This window comes from Pseudoalteromonas sp. Isolate3, from assembly GCF_022398505.1.
Taxonomy (GTDB): Bacteria; Pseudomonadota; Gammaproteobacteria; order Enterobacterales; family Alteromonadaceae; genus Pseudoalteromonas; species Pseudoalteromonas apostichopi.
In genome coordinates this window covers 1-20475 of sequence record NZ_JAKEVN010000038.1, presented here as the reverse complement: position 1 = coordinate 20475, position 20475 = coordinate 1, and the positions used below count along the sequence as shown (strand labels likewise).

The window sequence follows — 20475 nt, the reverse complement described above, 5'->3', positions numbered from 1 at the left end:
ATTAGTTTGTTCCTGGAATCAGTGACAAGATCTCTTTTACAGACAATAATGTTTGTTCGACTTCAAATGAACGATCATGATTGAGTAAACTTATCGCTGTTTCTTTCATTGCAGGGTATGCAGCACGAAGCATATGGTTTGCATAAATGACGATATTGACTCCAGCACCAGCGAGTTCTGTTGCAGTGATTTCGTTAAAGCTAGTCGGAACAACTATAATAGGTACATCTTGATGCTTTAGTCTGAAGCGTTTACAAAAATCAAGAATCTCATCAGGTAACTTTTGACGAGAGTGGATCATGATACCATCAGCACCCGCGGCTAAATAAGCGTCTGCACGTAAAAGCGCATCTTCTAAACCTTGTTCAAGAATTAAACTTTCGATACGAGCAATTATCATGAACTCGTCAGTTATTTGCGCTCGTTTACCTGCGCTGATTTTAGCGCAAAAATTATCTATAGTATCTTGTTGTTGGAATACATCGTTTCCAAGTAGAGAGTTCTTTTTAAGACCAATTTTATCTTCGATTATCACAGCTGATACACCGGTTCTTTCTAGTGTTCTAACAGTGAATGCAAAGTGCTCAGCAATACCACCTGTATCTGCATCATAAATAAGTGGCTTAGTTGTCACTTCAAAAATTTCATTAATTGTCGTGATACGAGAAGTAAGATCGACTGTTTCAATATCAGGCTTTCCTTTGCTAGTAGAGTCCGTTAAAGAGCTACTCCAAATACCATCAAACTCAACACCGAGTTCGCTTTTTAAATTTTCAGCAATTAGGGCACTTAAGGCATTATGAGATTCTAATATTCGCACAGGTGCTTTGGTTTCGATAAGGCGTCTTAAGCGGCCTCTTCTGACATCCGGTGTGGTGCCTATTTCTTTTAAGCTTTTATTTAGATTAGAAGAGGAAATACCGACTGTGTAGGGTACTTCAACAAGCTCACCTCCCCACTGAGAAATACATTCAATGACCTGTGCGCGTGTTTTCTTTTGCACGCCTTGCTGCCAATCATCACCATGAACAACAAAGTTGGGTTGGAGTTTTTCTAAATTGGGTCTGTAATCTAATGTTTCTTGAGGAATAACTTCAGTTACACCTTTAATATTTCCAATTACTTCATAACGTTGTGCGTAGTTCATGTAAGGCAGGCGCTTATACGAGGCAATTGCTTTATCTGTAAGTAGCCCAACTATAACATCACCAAGCTTTGCAGCTTCTTTGATGATGTTCATATGTCCCGGATGCACTAAGTCGGCACTCATGCCAATATAAACTGTTTTTGTCATTTTTAATCTCGTAAATAGTTAAGGTGTATACCCAAAGCGTAAATAATCTTGATGAAATATAGCCTCAATTATTTTTAGGCACTCATTTGGTACGCTTTTTTTATAATCAGCCAACTTTTTTGCTGAGCTATGAGTGAGTGACACATTATTGAATAGGCCAGTCAGGTGATTAACGTGCGCAAGATCATTATGAATATTTTCTAGCTTACCAATAAAGTCTAGGTCATCACCAAGTTGCTGTGTTTGCCCCCAAAAGTGAAAGTCTCTTTCGCTTTCTTCAAGAGTCATATAAGTGTTTAAAAACTCCAGCAGAGAAGGAGTATCGCAGTCAATATGCATAGCTTCTAAAACAGGGCGAATGTTAATATGCTCTTTCTTTCCAGTATTGAACTTTAATGTCTCAATCACATACCAAGCGTAGCCAGATAAAAACTTAGTTGTTGGATGCCTTGTAAATGCAAATTTAAAGTAATTTTTATATTGATTATCAGTGATATCAACATACTGCTGAGTAGCGCCTTGGTTAAGCATTAATAGCTCAATGTCTTTAGAACCAGTTCTTGCATTACGGCGGAAAATGGATTTTTGCGCATCATCAACAATAGAAAGCTTAAAAATAGAATTATCAACTTTATAAACTTTAAATCGATCTTCTTTTGGATTTGTAATTATAATATTTGGCCAATACATTGAGGCAATAAGAATAAAGTCAACATCATAATTTTCATTATTACGATACTTCTTCACTTCAAAACCCTTGAAGATACCAGCTTCAAAGCTATCTAAAAAGAACTTAATATGAATATCGGTACGTTTTTTTTTAGTGATTTCTTGTAATAACACTTTAGCTAATTCACCAGCGCCATAAATGGCGATGGTGGCGTTAGTAGGGATATGCTCAACAGTCCAGTGTGTGAATGGGTTAATAAAGGGCGGCATATTTAAGCCTGTTTCAGTGTTTTTGCATCGTCTGCTATATTCATTGCAGATTTAAGCGTTGAAATAATAGTATCTACGTGCATATTAATAGAGCTGTGGTTGTTATTTTCTATAATTATATCTGGCCTTTTAGGTAGTTCTATTGGTATATCTTTACCATAGACATTCGATTTTTTATTACTTTTGGAGTAGAGGTTATTTTTATTTCTTTGCAATAAATCATCGTCAGACACTTTCACAAATACCTCTAAATAATTATCAAGATTTGCTCTGTTCCAATCCCTGATTTCGTCAAACATCGCCACTGTCGCTACGATTGCGATTGTATTTTGACTCGCGATTAAATTGGCCAGCCCAGAGTAAACGTATGCTAATTTTTGTCTAGACTCTTTGTCGTACCCTGGGTTATCTAACACGCTACGAAGTTCATCCCCGTCTAATAGGTTGGCGTGCAGGTTTTGCGATTGCAAGGTATTGAGTAATTGCTTCGCGATTGTGGTTTTACCTGCACCAGGCAGGCCTGTTATCCAAATAACCATAGTTGTGTCTACTTTATTTAATCTTCTTATTTAGCTGCATTATTCATACCACAAGTTATAGTTTAACTTCTAAATAATCAGCACCATACATTACTTATTTTAGATAATAAGCTGCAACTTTATTCATTGCGAAAGCAAATTGCTCTGCAAGATCACAGGTATACTTCTCATTGACATAAATATTAAATGAGCGGTTTCTGGCATCCACAGCGTTTGGCGTTTTTTTATTGTTCGTGAGATGTGGTTCAGCCCATTGCCATTCGTTAATTACAAACTTGTAGTGAGGGTTTAATGGGATCCCTTCTGCGATTAAAGCGTTACAAAACTCGTCTTTTTCGCAGTTTAAAAGTGACAAGTCTAAATATACAGTCAGGAAAAAAGGGCTACCAACACCGCTAATTTCATCGACAGAAAATAGTTTTGAGTTAGCTAACAGTGTTATTAAGCGATTAACAAACTGATTTCTATTTTTTATTGTAGAAGGAAGCCTTGCAAGCGAAGCACTGCCTATCGCACATGAAATTTCATCGGTATTCCAGTTAAGAGCAGGAAATAGATATTGGCTGGCATTTCTCTCTTCAAAATTCTCTTGCCACTTTGGTTTTCCTCGGTCTGCATGCGCAGTGACCATCTGGTGTAATTGTTTACTTCGAGTGTAAACTAAGCCGCCGCTTCCACCTGACATTAAGCTTTTTCTACTCATGGTAGAAAACGCAGCTACATCAGCAAAGGTACCAACTTTTTGATTTTTGTATAAAGCTCCTGTTGCTTGTGAGCAATCTTCGATGACTAAAATATTTCTTTTATGTGCTTCATGTACGATTGTATCTATATCGCAGGCATACCCGCCAAGATGAACAATCACGATGGCTTTGGTTTTATCTGTTATTACTTGCTCTATTTGTTGCCAATTCGATTGTGTTGAACCGGGTTTAGAGTCAGCTAACGATACTTTAAAGCCCTGAAGTGTTACTGCATTCAGAGCGCCAGGGTCGGTTATTGGAGTCATGACGACTTCGCTACCTTTAGGCAACTGAAGAGCGGCGAGAGCAACGAAAATTGAACCTGTACCCGTTGCAACTGCGGTAGTATGTCCTCCTCCCATAAAGTTAGAAAACTCATTGCAAAATTTTTGCTCAAATTGACCACCATACCCTGGGTCTATATCTAAGCGATTATAGTGGTCAACAACATCTTGAATAGCTTGTTGTTCCAATGAGGAAAATGCCTTTCTTGGGGGAATTTGTAGAGTGACAGATTGTTTACCGCCATGTAGTGCCAGCTTTGTCTGTTCTTGCATTATTCTTTTCCTAAATAGGTATGTAGCTTATTGAATGCAACTTTGAGTGGCTCAAGTGCTTCTTTTTGCCAAATTACTTCATGATGCTCTGCTTCAGCAAAACTGGGTTTTGAGCCAAAGTTGAAACCTGGCGTATTAAAATACTCTTCACTAGTGGCAAAGTGATCGTTTGAGACTTGCATAAAGCGAATAGAAGGGGCATTGGGAATAAAGTAGGGCAAAAAGCTGGGACCTGTTGCTGAACTAAGATTTATGTATGCGGCTTGGAACAATGCAATTCGAACTTGAATATCAATTGATGCAAGCGGGCACTCAATAAACCCTTGTAGGTGCTTTGGCAATGGCTCCGCAGATTTATAAGTATCTCTGATCAAAATAAGGGCAAATTTCTCTGTATCCAGTGTTTTGGCAAACTCTAGCCATACATCGAGGGTTGAGTTTCTATCTTGATGAACTTCGTATTCACGAATAGTAAAAGTAATCAACTTCTTACCTTCAAGATGTCGTGAATTGATAAAAGAATTTACCAAGTTTTTTGCAATATCACTTGGTTCAAATACTTCGATAGAGCGACCTACTGACTTATGCTCATCTAGATCATCAAAGCACACAAGGTGCCCTTTAAGTGAGTCATTGAAATCACGAGGGAATAGGTTTTCGTTTTTAAATTGTTTTAAAAAGTCATAGGCTTGCTGTTTGTTTGAGAACTCAGATACGGCACTTGTAGCCTGCAAGCTCCTAAGAGTTGGAACTATAATATGACTTAATCGCCATAATTCATCATGGTATTCATAATTTGTTCTAACGGCGAGAGCGTTAATGTCGTTTTGCTCTCTGGGAATAATGACAAAGTGTATTTTTTTAAGGCCTCGTTTTTGGCGCTCCAGTTCGGCACGAGTGGCAAGCCAGACTACATCGAAACTAGCAATATTTCTGGATAGGTCAAAAACACTATAAAGAATATCAGTATCTTTTACAGGGGCCACAAGCTTTGCTTGGCAAGATTGAACAGTGCAAGTTGCTGAGTTAAAAAAATAAATTTTATTTATGTCAAAGCCTTTTGCAACTAAGTCATTCGTAATTTCGTCTACACACATTGAGCATATTATGACTTTTTCGTAACTCTCTGGAACAAGCTCTGATAATGTGTGTGCTTTTATACTTCCAAAGAACTGCTCTCCTGTTGTGCAAGCGTACTCTAAATTATTAAGTTCTTTTAATTCAGTGGTTAAGCTTGAAGTAATTGAGTTGATCCCATAAAGCAGAATATTCATAAAGTTATCTCAAATTGTATTTATAGTCGGTTTTTACGCCACACCTAACGCAAGTAAGAAAAGCTTGCTAATGTTGCATGCTGGCTTTTATTGAAGGCCTGTGTGAGTGTGTTAGCCATGTTTTCTGCTTTTATTAATGTAAAAGTAATACCATGATAATGTTCTATAAAAAGTGCGCCCTGTTGAAATAAAGCAGGACCAAACTGATGGAAATCTCGAGTGCGTTTATTATGTGCTCTCAAAGTAAATGTTTTATGCTTTTGAGGTGCAATTAATTGATACTGCTCAGCTTCACTTTCAGGCTTTAAGTAAATATCTAAATCAGCTTGCTCTTCAAAGTGATGAATAAAGGTACAGCTTTCTAGTCCTACCTGTATGAGGAGCACAAATGTATTGCTAAGTAATTCACTGTCAGTGATTAAGCCGTAGGGGCTGTATTTTGAACATGGCGTGCCAATTTCATCGTGTGAATTGAGTAACCACTTGGCATCTGGGCCTGTTCCAGCGACAGAGTGAGTAGGGTGTAAACTTCTCGCTTGAGCTAAATTTTTCCTAAAATATTCAGTTAATGCCCCTGTATGAGAAGGTGTTAGATTACTATCGAAAACAGGGGACTGGGGTGTCACGGTTCTCCAAGTCATTGTTGGCATCAGTAAGTTACCCGCAGGGAGCACCTCATTTTGTAAAACATCACAGATGTTTTGTGCTCTTATACCTAAGCGAGCAAGCTCCCTGATTGCGCTATGAACAATTAAGGTGTGGTGGGTTTTAACACCTGAGTTAATTAGAAAGCTTTTGAACCATTGCGAAAAAGTACAAGTATGAGGCATTACGATCCCTAAGAGTCTGTGTGACGGACGTTTTTGTTCCAATTTGCTAAACGAGCAGGGTTATTATAAAAAGTATACTCAGGGGAGCGGCGGATCAGAATGCCATCAACCACTTCTTCGGTATACTGATTAGATGCCCATCGTTCACACTTTAAACAAAATGGCACTTTTTGAAATTGTCCTGTTTCATGATAATGCCTAACTTGTTGCAGCTTTTCTCCTTGCCAGACTTGGCTGACCCCTTCTTCTAATACATTACCTACAACTTGATCTTTAAAACCATCTAAGCAGCAAATGGATACATCCCCATCAGTATGAATAGCCATGGTTGTATATAGCTCGGAGCAGGGAGTTCTTTTCGACATATCTAAGTTAACTTCTGGAAAGCGGCCGTCTTCAAATAGCTCCCCGGTGCGAACAAAGTCGACGATATTTACCCATCTATCTATGAACTCATCATGTTCATGGATGTTATCAGCTTGTTTGGTAAAGGAGACGCCAATGCGAGGTAGTTCCAGTTCGCCTCTTAACTCTAACATTTGCAAAATATTAGATTCAATTTTGTCTAACCTATCGACACCTCTAATTAATTTGAGAGTCTCTGGGGTCGTTGAGTCGACACTGATAGTAATACTATCTATTTTTAATTCGATGAGCGCTTTGGCTATTTTCTTAGTCAGTAATAAGCCATTGGTATTAATAGAAACATTTAACTCTCTGTCTTTCATATTTTTTAAGTGAGTTAAGATGTCTTTTGACATTAATGGTTCACTCCATAATGCTGGACCTATCGCAGGTTTTGCACTCATAACTTCATCGAGAATTGCCCTGGCATTATCGACAGTCATTTTCTTTTTGATGATAGCATTTATTTTAGGGTCGTCACTTCCCCCATGAACGACACACATCGGGCACTTTAGGTTGCAATCAGAGTTAACATCTAATAAAAGTCTGGGCGGAAGCTCGGTTATGGGAATAACTTTTGTCATGTTGATTACCTAAGTTTGCCTTTTGAAACAATACAGTGAAAATAGGAAAAGATTTTTTTAGATAGCAAAAAATGAGCTTTTGGAGGTCGCTCTATTAATAAGCATCCTTTACTCAAGCCATGTTGATAAATAGCGTTCAGGTCGATACGCTTATTTTGCTTAAATGAACGGCCATCATGCACAACATTGACATAAAAAAATGCTGACAATTTTATGCTATTTTTCAAGCTTTGAGTAAAAGCCCTTACTATTATGCTCATACACCTATCTTGTTTCGAATCTGTCATCGGCTTGATTCATATTTTTCTACCTTAAAAACATTGGAAGCAGAGCTTTAAATAACAATAAGCGCTCTCACAATTTTTTTGTTTTCTAAATCTTCAATTGCTTCATTAATATTGTCTAGGGTGTACTCTTTACTGATTAATGGTTCTAGGTTTAAATCACCTTTAAAGTACATATCGGCAAATAGCGGAATATCTTTATCAGGTTGCGAGCCACCACCCCAGCTCCCTCTAATAGATTTTCCTCGATGAAATGCATGAGGCTCAAGCTGTATTTTTAATTCATTGCTTGGGTGCGAGGCAAATATACATTGTCCGCCACCATCACGGACACTTTCGAAAGCTTGCTCAATAGTGGTTGTGGTGCCGCCGGCTTCAAGGCTATAGTCGACGCCTGTTTGCTCAGTAAGACGATAAATTTCTTGCACAGGATCACACGTTGAAGAGTTAATACAATGGGTGGCACCAAATTGTTTAGCAAGCTTCAACTTGTCTTCGTTCACATCAATGGCAATAAGGCTGGTTGGATTAGATAGTTTTGCAGCCAGTAAGGCGCTCACCCCAATGCCGCCTAACCCAAAAATTGCAATTGTTTTATGTTTTTCTGGTTTAAGCTCATTGAGTACGAGCCCAAGCCCTGTTGGTAAAGCACAGCCTAATAAAATAGCTAATTTCTCAGGAAAGCCTGAGGGTAGTTTTACAAGTCGGTTTTCGGCCACAATGGTTTGATTTGTTAGTGTGGTTGCACTACCTGAGTTGATTAAGTAATCTTGATGAGGGTACTTACCACCTGGAGCATCAAGGCCCTCGCCCTTTATCCAGCCAATAATCACTTTGTCACCCGGCTGAACTTTAGTGACCCCTTCACCAATCGATTCGACGATACCTACACCTTCATGACCTAAAAGGTGGGGTAAATATTTGTCTTCACCACGACCGCCTTTGACCTCCATAACTTGAGAATGACATAAGCCGCTGTAAATCACTTTTACATGAACTTGGCCTTTTGTTAAAGCGGGCACTTTAATACCGTCAATTATTTGAAGTGGTTCACCTGTGTTAAATAGTACGGCTGCTTTCATTTTCAATCTCTTAGTAATTTATCTAGTCCACTAATTTTGTTAGGAATAGATTCGAAATAATCGTAACATTGCTTTAGTTGAGTGAGCTGAGCAATTTGTAGTTTTTGTTGTCGCTCATTTAAGCAAGAAATGTTCCATGAGTGAGCTCTTCTCGCTTGCACTTCAGGTAAGAATTCATTGAGCATAATTAAGCACCATTTGAGTTGCGTTAACTCGAATACTTTAAGTGTGTCTTCAGGGTTTTCTTTTAATAACCTGAACTGTTCTAACTTTAAAAACTCAAGTGCAAAAGTTAAGTCGACAGGGACTGCAGGTTGCGAAAAAAAGTCTGCAAATACCTTCCATGGGGTGTCTAACCCCGCATACTCGAAATCTATAAAATAAATACCTGAACTAGCTTCAATCGCATTGTGAAAACCAAAGTCTGAAGGAGATAAAACACTACGTTGCTGTTCTTTTTGCCAGTGCTGTGCGAGATTACTGGTGAGTTTTTCTTGGCGCAGCCTGATCAAAGTTAAAGCCTTGTGATAGTCCACATTTAATTGTTCACTTTTGATTGTGACTGTTTCTAACCTTTTTAACCTGTTAGTAATGATGTGACTAAACTCGGCGAGAGTTGATGGGCTTTCACTGGCTATATTTAGATGGGCGGAGGGTTCCCGCTGATTTATATTTTGGAAAAACAGAATGGCTTGCTGCACAGCATTATTGCATGCATTCTCAATCTTTTTACCTTCAATGTAAGCAAATAAGCTGACGTTTTCTTCTAAATTTATTGCTATAGGTTTTGGCGTTGCAGTCAAACAGTTTCTATAAACTTCTTGGCTAAATAAAAACTCATTTTGTTGTTTGTATTTAACATTAGGAGATTGAGTATTAAATGATTTTAAAAACCATGATTGGTTTCCTGAGGTAACTTTAATACCTAGGTTGTTGGCGCCTCCATTGATTGGGGTTAACTCAATTGATTTGACCCCCAATGTTATTTTCAGCCAAGCTATGACAGAGTCATTCAGCATATAATATCAGTCACCTCTTTCCAGTGTGAGATACTGTTTTCTTCTTTTTGATGCGGAGAGAAAAAAATGGGTTTACAATTGTTTGGAAAAGCCGGATGCTCTAATACCTTTTGTAAATCATCGATGAAAAAATCGCACTTGAGCTCGGCTATTTTTGATACTTTTAAGTCAAGCTGTTCATTATAAAATAATGCACTGCTTGAGAAAGGAGCACCTTCTGAACTAAGAAAATGGTTGCACTTGAGCCAATTGGTTGCCGCTTCATGAAAATTTACCTTTTCACCAATGATAGGGTAGCGAGTCTTGTGGGAAATTAAAACTAACTCCTGTCCCTTTGCTTTTAACTGTCGTAAAGTATCTAGACAGCCTTCATAAGGGCGGGCTCTGTTAATTTCTTTCCCATATACTATTCCTTGTAACTCGGTCCACTTGGGCTCATTATTTTGCTCAATAAAATAAGCCTTTACCTCACTTTTACTTTGCCCAACACTTTCTGGGATCCAGCCAAGTTCTAGCGCTACATCGTAAAATACACCTGTGTAGTCAGCGATTGTGTTGTCAAAGTCAATGCCTATGATCATAGCGCACCTCTTTGAACAAGCGAATTTGTAATGTCATGCACGGTTAAACCAGCTTTAACAAAGGCATCCTCAGGTGAGTGGACTTGATCGATAAAAAAATCAGGAATACCGAATCTGTGCACTCTTGCTGATCCGTTAAGATCTGACACATACTCAAGCACTGCGCTGCCAAAAGCACCGCTGACGTTGTGCTCTTCAAGGGTAATAATGTGTTCAAAACGCGAAGCGGCAGAATCTAGGTAATCAGTATCGAGCGGCTTAACGGTATGAAAGCTGACAAGCTCGGCATTGATCCCCTTCGCAGCTAACTCGCTATGCAGTGCTTGGGCCAGTGGCATAATTGTGCCAGTCGCTAAAATGGCGACTGATCTGCCCTGTTGCATCGTGTATGCCTTGCCAAACTCGAGAGCAGGGGGGGCTTTATGCACACTGGGTTCGTTTTTCTTACCAATTCTAAAATAGCAGGGGGCATTGAGCTCAATGAGCTGAGGCATCAATATTTCTAATTCTTGGGCGTCCGCAGGGCAGACAATATTCATATTAGGTAATGCACGCATTAGGGCAATATCTTCAAATGAATGATGAGTCGGTCCTAAGTTTGCGTATGAAAGGCCAGAGCCCGTCCCAACAATAATCACAGGCTGATTCTGATAAGCGATATCGATCTTTATCTGCTCAAAGTTACGTGCCGTAGTAAAAGGCGTGATGGTATAAATAAAAGGTTTATGTCCCATCATCGCGCTGCCTGCTGCCATCGATGCCATATTGGCCTCTGCAATCCCGGCATTTACGGTACGCTCTAAGGCAAACTCTTTAAGAGGGTTAAATAAGCGGTTGCCAATATCTGCGTAAAAAAGGACGAGGCGTTCATCGGTTTTTGCAAGTTCAGTCAGTACTCGTGCAAATGCATTTCTCATTACAGGCCTAACTCCTCTTTTGCGCGTTCAACTTCTTCGGCTTTGGGGATGCGGTAATGCCAGTTGTTGTCATTTTCCATGAATGATACACCTTTACCTTTTATTGTATCGGCAACGATACACACCGGCTGAGACTGTTTTTTTGCTTCTTCAAATGCGGCATTTAACGCCTCGATGTTGTGGCCATCGAGTCTAATGGTGTACCAGCCAAATGCCCGCCATTTTTCTTCTAATGGCTCTAAGTGCATTATGTCGCAGCTCTCACCGGTGCCTTGCAATTTATTAAAATCAACGATGGCAACAAGGTTATCGAGCTGTTTTCCCGCGGCAAACATTGCAGCTTCCCACACTGTACCTTCATTAAGCTCACCATCGCCCATAAGTACATAAAAACGGTTATCACGGCCCTGTAGTTGAGTACTTAGTGCCATACCTGTGGCAAGAGATAAAGCATGACCTAACGATCCAGATACAGATTCAACACCGCTTGGCGCATTGATCCCTGGGTGCTCTTCAAACTGACTGCCAGTTTGACCATGCTCATAAAGTGACTCAACGCCAAAGTAACCTCGATAAGCGAGAGCGGTATAAAGCGCACTGGCAGCATGGCCTTTACCGAGCAAAAAGTAGTCGCGGTTAGCCATTTTTGGATTACTTGGGTCAATGTTGAGGATCTGCCAATACAGCGATGTCAAAATATCTACGCAAGATAAACAACTGCCTAAATGAGGCGTTTTTGTCTTGCTTGATACATCACAAAGTGTATGTCTAATTTTTGCTGCGGTATGTTTTAAATTCATAATTTACTTATGGGATAAACCAATAAAAGTCGCCAGTATAGCCATTGTCTAAAAAAAACTGTTTCCAGTCATCTACGTGCATGATAGTTTTAGCGGTCAGTGCCCACTCAAGCATACGTTCTTTCTCTTCATCATTACGGTAAGCGTCAACAGTGATGAAAGATTTACCTCGGCTCACTCGTTCAATCTCGCGTAATGCTTGCGCACATTCTTGCTCATCCAAGTTATGAATTGTATTGATTGACATCACGACGTCAAAGCTATTGTCTTCATAAGGCAAAGACTTTGCGTTGCCCAGCGTAAGTAAGTCTTTTACTTCTTCCTTGGCTTTTTCTAGTGCGTATTCTGAAACATCTAGGCCTTGAAGCTTAATACCTGGTATTAGCTGCTGTAGGTCATATAACATAAACCCTTTAGCACACCCTATATCTAATAAACTCGTATTGTTAGATAAACCAAAATGTGCTTTGAGATCAGGTACTACAGGTTGCCAAAAACGCGGAAAGTAATGAAAACCACCGTAGCCATAGGTCCGGTCTCCATCAAAAAAATCTTTACCGTATTTACGAGCAATTTCTCTGTCAGCCTCGGTGATCACATTGGCTCGACCTTTAGTATCTCGCTTAGACTTGGGGTAGTTTTTTAATAGGTCTATTTCTTGTCCTAGCATAGCTATCTCACGGTTTATGAATATATGAATCTGGTAAATGCTTCAAATCGTCAAGATTTGATTTTACCCAAGCAATGGTACGTTCGAGTCCATTCTCAAGAGATATTTGATCTCGCCAATTAAGTTGCTCGCGTAATTTGGTAGCATCTAGTAAGTATGCCGCATCTTTCCCTAGCCGATCTTCGGTTACTTGACATACTTGTTCAAACGGAACTTGTAACATATCACAGATTAGTTCAACTAATGCACGGATAGAAATCGTGCGCTCGGTTGAAATATGGTAGATGTCACCTAGGTGTCCTTGTTGAGCAATTGCGTGGGTCGCCGCTGATACATCGTCAATATGGATGAATGAACGCGTAGAGTGCCCACCACCATGCAGCGGTAGTGTTTTACCCAACAATGCAAATAAGATAGTACGTGGAATAATACGGTACAATTGTTGCCCTTCACCGTATACGTTTGCTGCACGTGTATATAACACTGGGAACTTATGGACATCAAAAAATGTATGTAAGCTCATATCTGCAGCGGCTCTGGATACAGCATAAGGAGTACTGGGGTTGTAATTACGATGCTCAGGTACCAGTCCTTCACAGCTACCGTATACTTCCGGTGTGGAAATATGAATATACTTATCTAAGTGATCTAAATGGCGTAATTTATTATGTAATTTTACTGTTGATACACAGTTAGTCATAAACCAATGCTCAGGGTAATCCCAACTTTGGCCAACCATGCTTTGTGCTGCAAAATTATATACATGTTTAACTTTGTGCTTATCAATGAGCGCAATGATTTCTTCTAGGTGATGGTTAAGATCAAGCTGATGAAACTGTAAATTGTGCTTGTTTTGTTGCCAACTGTAAGGAAGTAATGAAGTATGAGGCTCTTCAGAGCGACTGACCGCCAAGACTTGTTGATCTTGGCCTAATATATGGGCGCAAAAAGAGGCACCAGAAAAAGAGTTACTTCCCAAGACAAGGATAGGTGAGTTAGACATCTTTAAGTTCCTGATAAAGGGCTTTCATTAATATGTGTCCAATAATGACTTGTGTGTCTTCTGATATTTGCATGTCTTGAATATCGAAGTGTAAAGCATGGTCAAGCATAGCTTTGGCTTTACCACCTGTAAAACCTAAAACGCCAAATGTTGTCATGCCGATTTCTTTTGCTCGTGAAATCGCATTTAGAATATTTTGAGAGTTGCCACTGCCAGTTAAAACAAGTAATACATCTTCAGGCTGTGCTTTAACAGTTAGCTGGTGGCTAAAGATATTGTCATAGCCAATATCATTTCCTAGGCAAGTAAGGACGGAGCTGTTGGCTGCCAACGATTCTACTTTTAACGCATTGCCACCTGGGTGAATACCAAAGGTAAAGTCATTTGCTAAATGGATAGCATTAGCAGCAGAGCCGCCATTTCCACAGATATACAAAGTGCCACCTGCACTTTTCATGGCAAGGAGGGCATTGACCAGACACTCGACTTGTTTACCATCAAGCTGCTGCAAAACTGTGGTTAACGTAGCAACGTAATCACTTGTAATCGACTCAACGTTAGAAATTGGAGTAACAGGGGCTAAGGTACTTTGTACTTTGCTCATAGTACTTCCTTTTGCATCCACTTTAAGTTGTAAAAACGGTCTTCATTTTTAAGGTTACCAGCTTCATAGGCTGCAATAATTTCTTCTATAGCAGTCTCAACATTTTTTGAAGGCTTGAACCCTGTGGCGAGCAGTTTGTCTGAGTTGATGCGGTAACAACGTGGATCATTTGATGGTGTGATTTCGATTTCACAGTTGATTTTAGCTTGTACCATTTTTGCTATGTCTAGAATAGAGATATTCTCAAATCCTGCGTTGAAAACACCTGATGTTTTCTCAGGGTTTTCTAACATATAAATATACAAGTCGGTAATATCATCAATATGAATATTAGGTCTTACTTGTGAACCACCAAAAACTGTTATTTTTCCATTTGTTAGCGCTTGCATTGTCAACATATTGACAGATACATCAAGTCGCATTCGTTTTGATAAACCACAAACTGTTGCAGGACGAACAATTTGTACAGCCATACAGTCTTTATAACTAAGTAAAACACGCTCAGCGACCATTTTGGTTTTGTTATATTCCGATATAGGCTCTAGAGATAAATCTTCAGTTACTTGTTCTTCATCCTTTACGCCATACACACTTCCTGAGGAGGCATAAATAAATTGCTTTACTCCAGCTTTTTTGGCTTTATCGGCAAGTTGCATTGTCGCGAGAGCACTTACTTCCCAGGTTAATTTGGGGTTTAAATCCCCACATGGATCGTTAGCTATCGAAGCAAGGTGGATGATATTATCGACATGATCTAAATTGATATCGTCGGTATGTCTAACATCTGCCTTGATTACTGTTAGGTTTTTATGAGGTTCTAGGAAGTTACCAAACCACTGGGTGTCGATAGCTATTACTTTATAACCTTTCTCTAGCAGCTTAGGAACTAATACAGTGCCTTTATAGCCAGTTGCACCTGTGACTAATACAGTTTCATTTTTCATTTTTTTCTCTAAAATTTGGGCTCTTCGCCTTTAAATATTGTGTAAGCAAAAATTACGCCTGATTCGTATAAGCACTAAACTGTTTTTTGCTCAACATGTTTGTTTATATCGGCAAGGTAGGGATTATTCTTTAATAATTGCATCAGAGTTGGATAATCAAAGTCTAACTTGTTTTGCATTTTTTCATAAATAGCTTTGATCGCTTTATAATCATCTTGCTCATCAAGGGTTAGCCTATAATGACTGTTATCCTCATGAGCGCTAATGCTATGACTTGTGAACGATGAGAATTTTGCAAAGCCTAATGTTACATGTTCTCTATCTGGTTGTGTTGTTGCCTTTAGGTGTGCATTCTCTAGTAATTTGAAAGCAAATACACAGCAATCTAAGCCTCGAGGAAAGCCACTGTGAGGCCCCAAGCTTACTAGTTCATAGGGGGTAGTTTGAAAGGTACTGATTGTTTTACTCACCAATTCATAATCAATAAGTGGGCAATCACTGGTCAAACGAACTACAGCTGTGTTGCTATTTGCACCAAAATGAACTGCAGCTTGGTAGTAGCGGCCTAATACGTCTTCAGTACTACCCTGGAAGTAACGAATATTGAGAGATTTACATAAATCAATAATAGGTGCTTCAGAACCATCATCTGTTGTTGCAACGATAATATTTGCTTGCAAAGGAGCTAAGCGCTCTAACATTACTTGTAATACAGGTTTACCGCATAAAGGTAGCATGACTTTGCCAGGTAACCGGGTGGATGTCATCCGTGCTTGAATGATGACTTGAACATTTTCCATGTAAGCAATTTTTATTGTTCTATTTGTTTTAAATATAGCAAAGGATTACACTGAAATACAAAGATAAAGCATATAAACAACAGCAATTGATTTGATTTTATTCATTTATATAAATTAGTTTTAAAAAAGGTCTCAATTTTGCTTGTTGATATGGTAAATAAATTTCAATGTTGGGAACAGTGTGAATTTTAGTAAAACATTAAATATTAATGGTGCATTAGTGGGTCACGATCACCCTTGTTATATCATCGCTGAAATGTCAGCTAACCATGGTCAATGTTTAAATAAAGCTAAAGAGTTAGTTCATGCCGCTCATGAAGCCGGTGCTGATGCGATTAAGCTACAAACTTACACCGCAGATACTTTAACCATGGATTGTAAACTTCCACACTTTGAAGCGACGGGTCCATGGCAAGGTCAATACTTACATGATTTATACAAGACAGCTTATATGCCTTGGGATTTTCATGCGGAACTGTTTGAACTATCAGCAAAACTTGGACTTACTTGTTTTTCATCACCATTCGATAAATCGGCAGTCGATTTATTAGCACAATTAGATGCTCCAGCCTATAAAATTGCTTCACCTGAACTAATTGACCACCAATTAATTCGTGATGTTGCCGCTACTGGTAAACCCGTAATTATGTCTACAGGTGGTGCGACGTTAGTTGAAATTGCTGAGGCGGTAAAAGTCGCAGAAGATGCGGGTGTTACTGAACTTGCATTGATGAAGTGTACAAGCACTTATCCTGCTCCTGCAGAGACTATTAATTTGCGAACTATCCCTCATATGCAACAGGCTTTTGAATGTCCGGTTGGTTTATCTGATCACACACTGGGAAATGATGTGCCACTGGCTTCAGTTGCCGTCGGTGCATGCATGATAGAAAAGCACTTTGTATTAGACAAAACAGATAATACTGCAGATAGTTTTTTTTCAATGACGCCATCGGAGCTTCAGGCCCTTGTTCATGGTGTGAGACAAATTGAAAAAGCACTGGGCAAAGTTGATTACCCATCCGTTGCTTCAAAAGCACGTCGCTGTGTTTACATTATCAAAGATATTAAAGCTGGAGATCAGCTGAGCTCTGAGCATTTAAGACAAATGCGTCCTGGGGGCGGCGAAATTATGCCAAAAGAGCTTCCAAACCTTATTGGACGAACAGTTAATAAAGAATTACGTTGTGGCACTCAATTGTCTTGGAGTGATCTAAAATGAGCGATATGAAACAAGACTTAATCCATTCGGTTCAGCTATTTTTATTAGAACGCGGCGTATTTGTTGAAGATGCTGACATTGCTGAATATGACTTTGTAGCTGCAGGGGCGTTAGACTCATTTGAAATACTGAGCCTTATAATGAGCTTAGAAACCGAATATGGTATTGCTGTTCCTCCAGAGTTAATGGTCGACAGTGAAAACGCAAAAGTAGGAAATTTAGCGACTGCGTTAGTGAAGTTAAATGATAGCAATTAGAGTCGATACACTATGTGGCTTGGGCCACTTTATGCGTTGCAAATGGCTCGCGTTAGAGTTGCAATGTTTAGGTGAAGAGGTTGTTTTATTAGTCGATACACAATTGTCGGATCATTTAACTAAAGAACTTGGAAATATACATTTATTACCCTATGCAAAAACACAGATAGAAGATGCGGCTAACTGTGTTCAGCTTTTCAACGAGCAACAGCTCATTATTGATAAATTAATTATTGATAGCTATCGTTTTGATATTGAATGGGAATCAAAGATGGCTAAACATGTGCCATCGATTATTGCGGTTGATGATCTTGAAAGAGAGCATCTAGCAGAGCTGGTTATCGATAGTAAATGGAATGCTGAAAAGACTTCGTCTCGTTATCAAAGTACAGCACTTGAATCACAACACTTTTTACTTGGTCCTGATTTTTCGATGCTGTCTAGGGCTTATCGAAACTGCGTGCAAACAGAGCGCTCAAATAAAGAGCTTATGTTTTCTCTCGGCGGTGGTGGCGATTGGAAACAGCTTACTGAAATCATACGATTAATTCTTGAAACAGCGCCAGAGTATAAAGTTAATCTAATTATAGGCCCTAATGCTACATCCGTTACTCAGCTACATGAGTTAGCTTTAGGTCACTCACAATTAAATTTAATTGCAGCACCTAGTTGTTTAGCAAACTACTATAAAAGCTGTACCTTGTTTGTTGGCGCTTTAGGCACGTCCTTGTATGAGCTGGCAGCGACTAAAACCCCTGCATTAACGTTCTCAATCGCAAAGAATCAAGAAAATCAACAAGCTGCATTAGATGATTTGGGGCATTATTTCCATATCGCAAACTTAATTGACTATCCGCCAGAACAGGTTTTAAAGCTAATTTTAGCAATGCTACAAAATATAGAACGTATCCACCTAATGCGTGAAAACGTTGCGGTAAAAATTGATGGCGAAGGTGCAAGTCGTGTTGCTAAGTTAATTACTTCAGAACTCGCTTCTAGCCAGATTACTCAAGCCAATAACAATCTAATTGCAAGCCAGTATCAGCATTTAACCGACACAATCACGTTAAGGCGAGTGGTTGATCAGGACATAAACCGCTATTTGACAGCGAGAAACTTACCGAACAATGCTTGGCGAATGACGATCACAAAAGATATCGATCAACTTGATCATTATTGCTGGTGGTTTGCTAATCGACGCGACTCTTATGTTATGGAAGTGAAAGGCAAGCCGTTACTTTACGTTTGGCATCAATTGTATGAAATAGAACAGCAAAATTATTTAATAGGTGGCTGGTTTGCAGCAAGTGACGATGTTAATTTTGCCCATGCTCAACTAGTATTAGATTGGCAACTAAAAGAGACTGAGCAAACATACCCAGATGCAATGTGGGTAGCCGTTATTAATAAAGAAAATAAGTTTGTAAATTTGCTTAATCAGCGAGCAGGATTTAAATCTATTGCAGGGGATGCGAAAAAAATGGCAGTGACCCAACATTTATTTCCAAATGCTTCGATTGATGATTTTAATTTTGTAGGAAAAGGGAGAGTAGGTGGATAAAGGTATTTATGAGTTATTTGCTACGAATGTCGCTAACACTCCCACTAAGGTAGCTGTCGTTTTTCAACAGCAAAGCGTAACGTATGATGAATTAAATCAGCAAGTTATTAAGCTTACTAGCCATTTTTTAAAACAAGGTGTTACGCAAGGCCAACGTGTCGCAATATTTGCACCTAACGGTATTGAATTTATTGTTTCGCTGCTGGCAATCGCTAAATTAGGTTTAGCCGCTGTGCCGTTACCTGTTAGCTTAAAAGGGCTTGCTCTGACCGTTGCTCTTAAGAAAACCCCCGTTGCTAAGGTGATTGCTTGGCCGACCATTAGCAAATCACTTCTTGCAGATAATCTTATTGAAGCTGAAAATTTAATAACATTAGGCCAAAGTGTTGCTAATGAAACAAATTGGCTTTGTGTTCAACAAGCTCAAGCAGAATGCTTTTTTACTGATACAATTGATACGCAAGCACCTTATATCTTAACCATGACTTCTGGTTCTACCGGTCAACCTAAGCCAATAGTGTTGAGCCAAGCATGTAAAGTAAATAGAGCATTTGATGCGACCATAAACTACTACGGATTAACGCCCGATGACGTTATTCTCGTAGCGACTCCTATGTACCACTCATTAGCTCAGCGTGGTGTGCTAATGCCTTTGATGCTTGGTGCAACAACGGTTGTATTACCAAAGTTTAATTTGAAGCTATGGCTACAAGCAATTGAACTGCACCAAGTGAGTTTTCTATTTGCCGTTTCATCTCAATTAGTAAGCTTAATTCAAAACGGTGTTGAAGGGCATGACTTGAGCTCTTTACGCTGCCTAGTATCCTCTTCGGCGGTATTAGATAAAGAGAGTAAACAAAGCTTACTTTCTTTGCTTAGTTGCCGCTTACACGAGTGTTACGGTGCTTCAGAGGTTGGTGTTGTGACTGATTTCGCTGTATCAGAACACCCTGAATTGAGCGGCAGTGTAGGCAATGCTCTACCATTTGTTACTGTGAAAATTACCGATGAGCATGGCCAAGAATTAGTTGCAACTGAAGTTGGAGAAATTTGTTGTAAAACAACAACCGGGTTTAGCGGGTATCATAAATTACCGGAAAAAACGCGAGAAGCTTATTATCTTGGTGATTTTTTCAAAACCGGTGATTTAGGTTACCTTGATGAGCAAGGCTATTTATATTATGTCGGCCGTAAAAAAGAGTTGATCTCAAGCGGCGGAATCAATGTATACCCTCAAGATATCGAAGCCGTTATAAAAATGCATCCGGACATTGAGGATTGCGTGGCTTTTTCAATTCCAGACTCTCAGTTTGGTGAGGTAATAAAAGTTGTTTATACGACGCTTTCGGCGTCAGTAAATGAAACAGAATTAAAGAAACTGTGTTTACAGCAATTGACCGATTATCAACAGCCTAGAGTGTTAGAGCAAATTGATAGTTTTGAAAGAAGTAGTTTAGGCAAAATTCTTCGTCAGTCAGTTAAAGAAAAATATTCTGAGTTATAAGTGTGCGAAAGTAGCTTTCGCTAGTTACGAAGGCTACTTTGTAATAATCCATTATATATTAT

The 20475-nt window shown here is 39.3% G+C and carries 21 protein-coding genes; 4 read left to right on the top strand and 17 right to left on the bottom strand.

Features of this window, described 5'->3' with window-relative positions:
* Position 1: 1 nt before the first annotated feature.
* The 17 genes from aepX to L1D46_RS09635 all read right to left on the bottom strand — a co-directional run bounded on the left by aepX (position 2) and on the right by L1D46_RS09635 (position 15869).
* Positions 2-1294 carry a phosphoenolpyruvate mutase gene (aepX, locus tag L1D46_RS09715; RefSeq protein ID WP_239977478.1) on the bottom strand — a complete coding sequence of 431 codons (1293 nt, stop codon included), beginning with the start codon at positions 1292-1294 and terminating at the stop codon, positions 2-4.
* Between the two features lie 18 nt (positions 1295-1312).
* The gene (locus L1D46_RS09710; RefSeq protein WP_239977477.1) at positions 1313-2233 is read right to left on the bottom strand and encodes a sulfotransferase family 2 domain-containing protein; all 921 of its coding nucleotides are present in this window, start codon (positions 2231-2233) and stop codon (positions 1313-1315) included.
* A gap of 2 nt (positions 2234-2235) precedes the next feature.
* Positions 2236-2772: an adenylyl-sulfate kinase gene (locus L1D46_RS09705; protein ID WP_239977476.1), complete on the bottom strand. Its 537-nt coding sequence runs from the start codon at positions 2770-2772 to the stop codon at positions 2236-2238.
* Between the two features lie 94 nt (positions 2773-2866).
* A complete protein-coding gene (locus L1D46_RS09700) occupies positions 2867-4072 on the bottom strand; it encodes an aminotransferase class V-fold PLP-dependent enzyme (protein WP_239977475.1) in 1206 nt (401 codons plus the stop codon).
* Complete coding sequence (locus L1D46_RS09695) at positions 4072-5346, bottom strand: hypothetical protein (RefSeq protein ID WP_239977474.1); 1275 nt, start codon at positions 5344-5346, stop codon at positions 4072-4074. Before L1D46_RS09695 ends, L1D46_RS09700 begins: the two co-directional genes overlap by 1 nt.
* 44 nt (positions 5347-5390) lie before the next feature.
* Positions 5391-6176 (bottom strand): AAC(3) family N-acetyltransferase, encoded by a 786-nt coding sequence (locus L1D46_RS09690; RefSeq protein WP_239977473.1) that lies wholly within the window; start codon positions 6174-6176, stop codon positions 5391-5393.
* Positions 6177-6184: 8 nt separating this feature from the next.
* Positions 6185-7165, bottom strand: a complete 981-nt coding sequence (locus L1D46_RS09685) for a radical SAM protein (RefSeq protein WP_275668430.1) — start codon at positions 7163-7165, stop codon at positions 6185-6187.
* 334 nt (positions 7166-7499) lie between these two features.
* Positions 7500-8531 (bottom strand): zinc-binding dehydrogenase, encoded by a 1032-nt coding sequence (locus L1D46_RS09680; protein ID WP_239977471.1) that lies wholly within the window; start codon positions 8529-8531, stop codon positions 7500-7502.
* A gap of 2 nt (positions 8532-8533) precedes the next feature.
* Entirely contained in the window at positions 8534-9550 is a 1017-nt protein-coding gene (locus L1D46_RS09675) for an aminoglycoside phosphotransferase family protein (protein WP_239977470.1), read from the bottom strand.
* Positions 9544-10131 carry an HAD family hydrolase gene (locus L1D46_RS09670; protein ID WP_239977469.1) on the bottom strand — a complete coding sequence of 196 codons (588 nt, stop codon included), beginning with the start codon at positions 10129-10131 and terminating at the stop codon, positions 9544-9546. Before L1D46_RS09670 ends, L1D46_RS09675 begins: the two co-directional genes overlap by 7 nt.
* Complete coding sequence (locus L1D46_RS09665) at positions 10128-11048, bottom strand: transketolase C-terminal domain-containing protein (RefSeq protein WP_239977468.1); 921 nt, start codon at positions 11046-11048, stop codon at positions 10128-10130. The genes L1D46_RS09670 and L1D46_RS09665 overlap by 4 nt, the downstream gene beginning before the upstream one ends.
* A complete protein-coding gene (locus tag L1D46_RS09660) occupies positions 11048-11848 on the bottom strand; it encodes a transketolase (RefSeq protein WP_239977467.1) in 801 nt (266 codons plus the stop codon). The genes L1D46_RS09665 and L1D46_RS09660 overlap by 1 nt, the downstream gene beginning before the upstream one ends.
* Before the next feature lie 7 nt (positions 11849-11855).
* A complete protein-coding gene (locus L1D46_RS09655; RefSeq protein WP_239977466.1) occupies positions 11856-12518 on the bottom strand; it encodes a class I SAM-dependent methyltransferase in 663 nt (220 codons plus the stop codon).
* 7 nt (positions 12519-12525) lie between these two features.
* Positions 12526-13521 (bottom strand): GDP-mannose 4,6-dehydratase, encoded by a 996-nt coding sequence (locus tag L1D46_RS09650; RefSeq protein WP_239977465.1) that lies wholly within the window; start codon positions 13519-13521, stop codon positions 12526-12528.
* Complete coding sequence (locus L1D46_RS09645; RefSeq protein WP_239977464.1) at positions 13514-14125, bottom strand: SIS domain-containing protein; 612 nt, start codon at positions 14123-14125, stop codon at positions 13514-13516. Before L1D46_RS09645 ends, L1D46_RS09650 begins: the two co-directional genes overlap by 8 nt.
* Positions 14122-15069 (bottom strand): SDR family oxidoreductase, encoded by a 948-nt coding sequence (locus tag L1D46_RS09640; RefSeq protein WP_239977463.1) that lies wholly within the window; start codon positions 15067-15069, stop codon positions 14122-14124. The genes L1D46_RS09645 and L1D46_RS09640 overlap by 4 nt, the downstream gene beginning before the upstream one ends.
* A gap of 74 nt (positions 15070-15143) precedes the next feature.
* The gene (locus L1D46_RS09635) at positions 15144-15869 is read right to left on the bottom strand and encodes a glycosyltransferase family protein (RefSeq protein ID WP_239977462.1); all 726 of its coding nucleotides are present in this window, start codon (positions 15867-15869) and stop codon (positions 15144-15146) included.
* Between the two features lie 181 nt (positions 15870-16050).
* On the opposite strand from L1D46_RS09635, the gene pseI reads away from it, so the two are divergent.
* From pseI to L1D46_RS09615, 4 genes are read left to right on the top strand one after another with little or no spacing between them, the layout of a single operon-like run.
* Positions 16051-17091 carry a pseudaminic acid synthase gene (pseI, locus tag L1D46_RS09630; protein ID WP_239977461.1) on the top strand — a complete coding sequence of 347 codons (1041 nt, stop codon included), beginning with the start codon at positions 16051-16053 and terminating at the stop codon, positions 17089-17091.
* The gene (locus tag L1D46_RS09625) at positions 17088-17348 is read left to right on the top strand and encodes a phosphopantetheine-binding protein (protein ID WP_239977460.1); all 261 of its coding nucleotides are present in this window, start codon (positions 17088-17090) and stop codon (positions 17346-17348) included. The genes pseI and L1D46_RS09625 overlap by 4 nt, the downstream gene beginning before the upstream one ends.
* Complete coding sequence (gene pseG / locus L1D46_RS09620) at positions 17335-18909, top strand: UDP-2,4-diacetamido-2,4,6-trideoxy-beta-L-altropyranose hydrolase (protein WP_239977459.1); 1575 nt, start codon at positions 17335-17337, stop codon at positions 18907-18909. Before L1D46_RS09625 ends, pseG begins: the two co-directional genes overlap by 14 nt.
* Positions 18902-20413, top strand: a complete 1512-nt coding sequence (locus tag L1D46_RS09615; protein WP_239977458.1) for a class I adenylate-forming enzyme family protein — start codon at positions 18902-18904, stop codon at positions 20411-20413. The genes pseG and L1D46_RS09615 overlap by 8 nt, the downstream gene beginning before the upstream one ends.
* Positions 20414-20475: the final 62 nt, after the last annotated feature.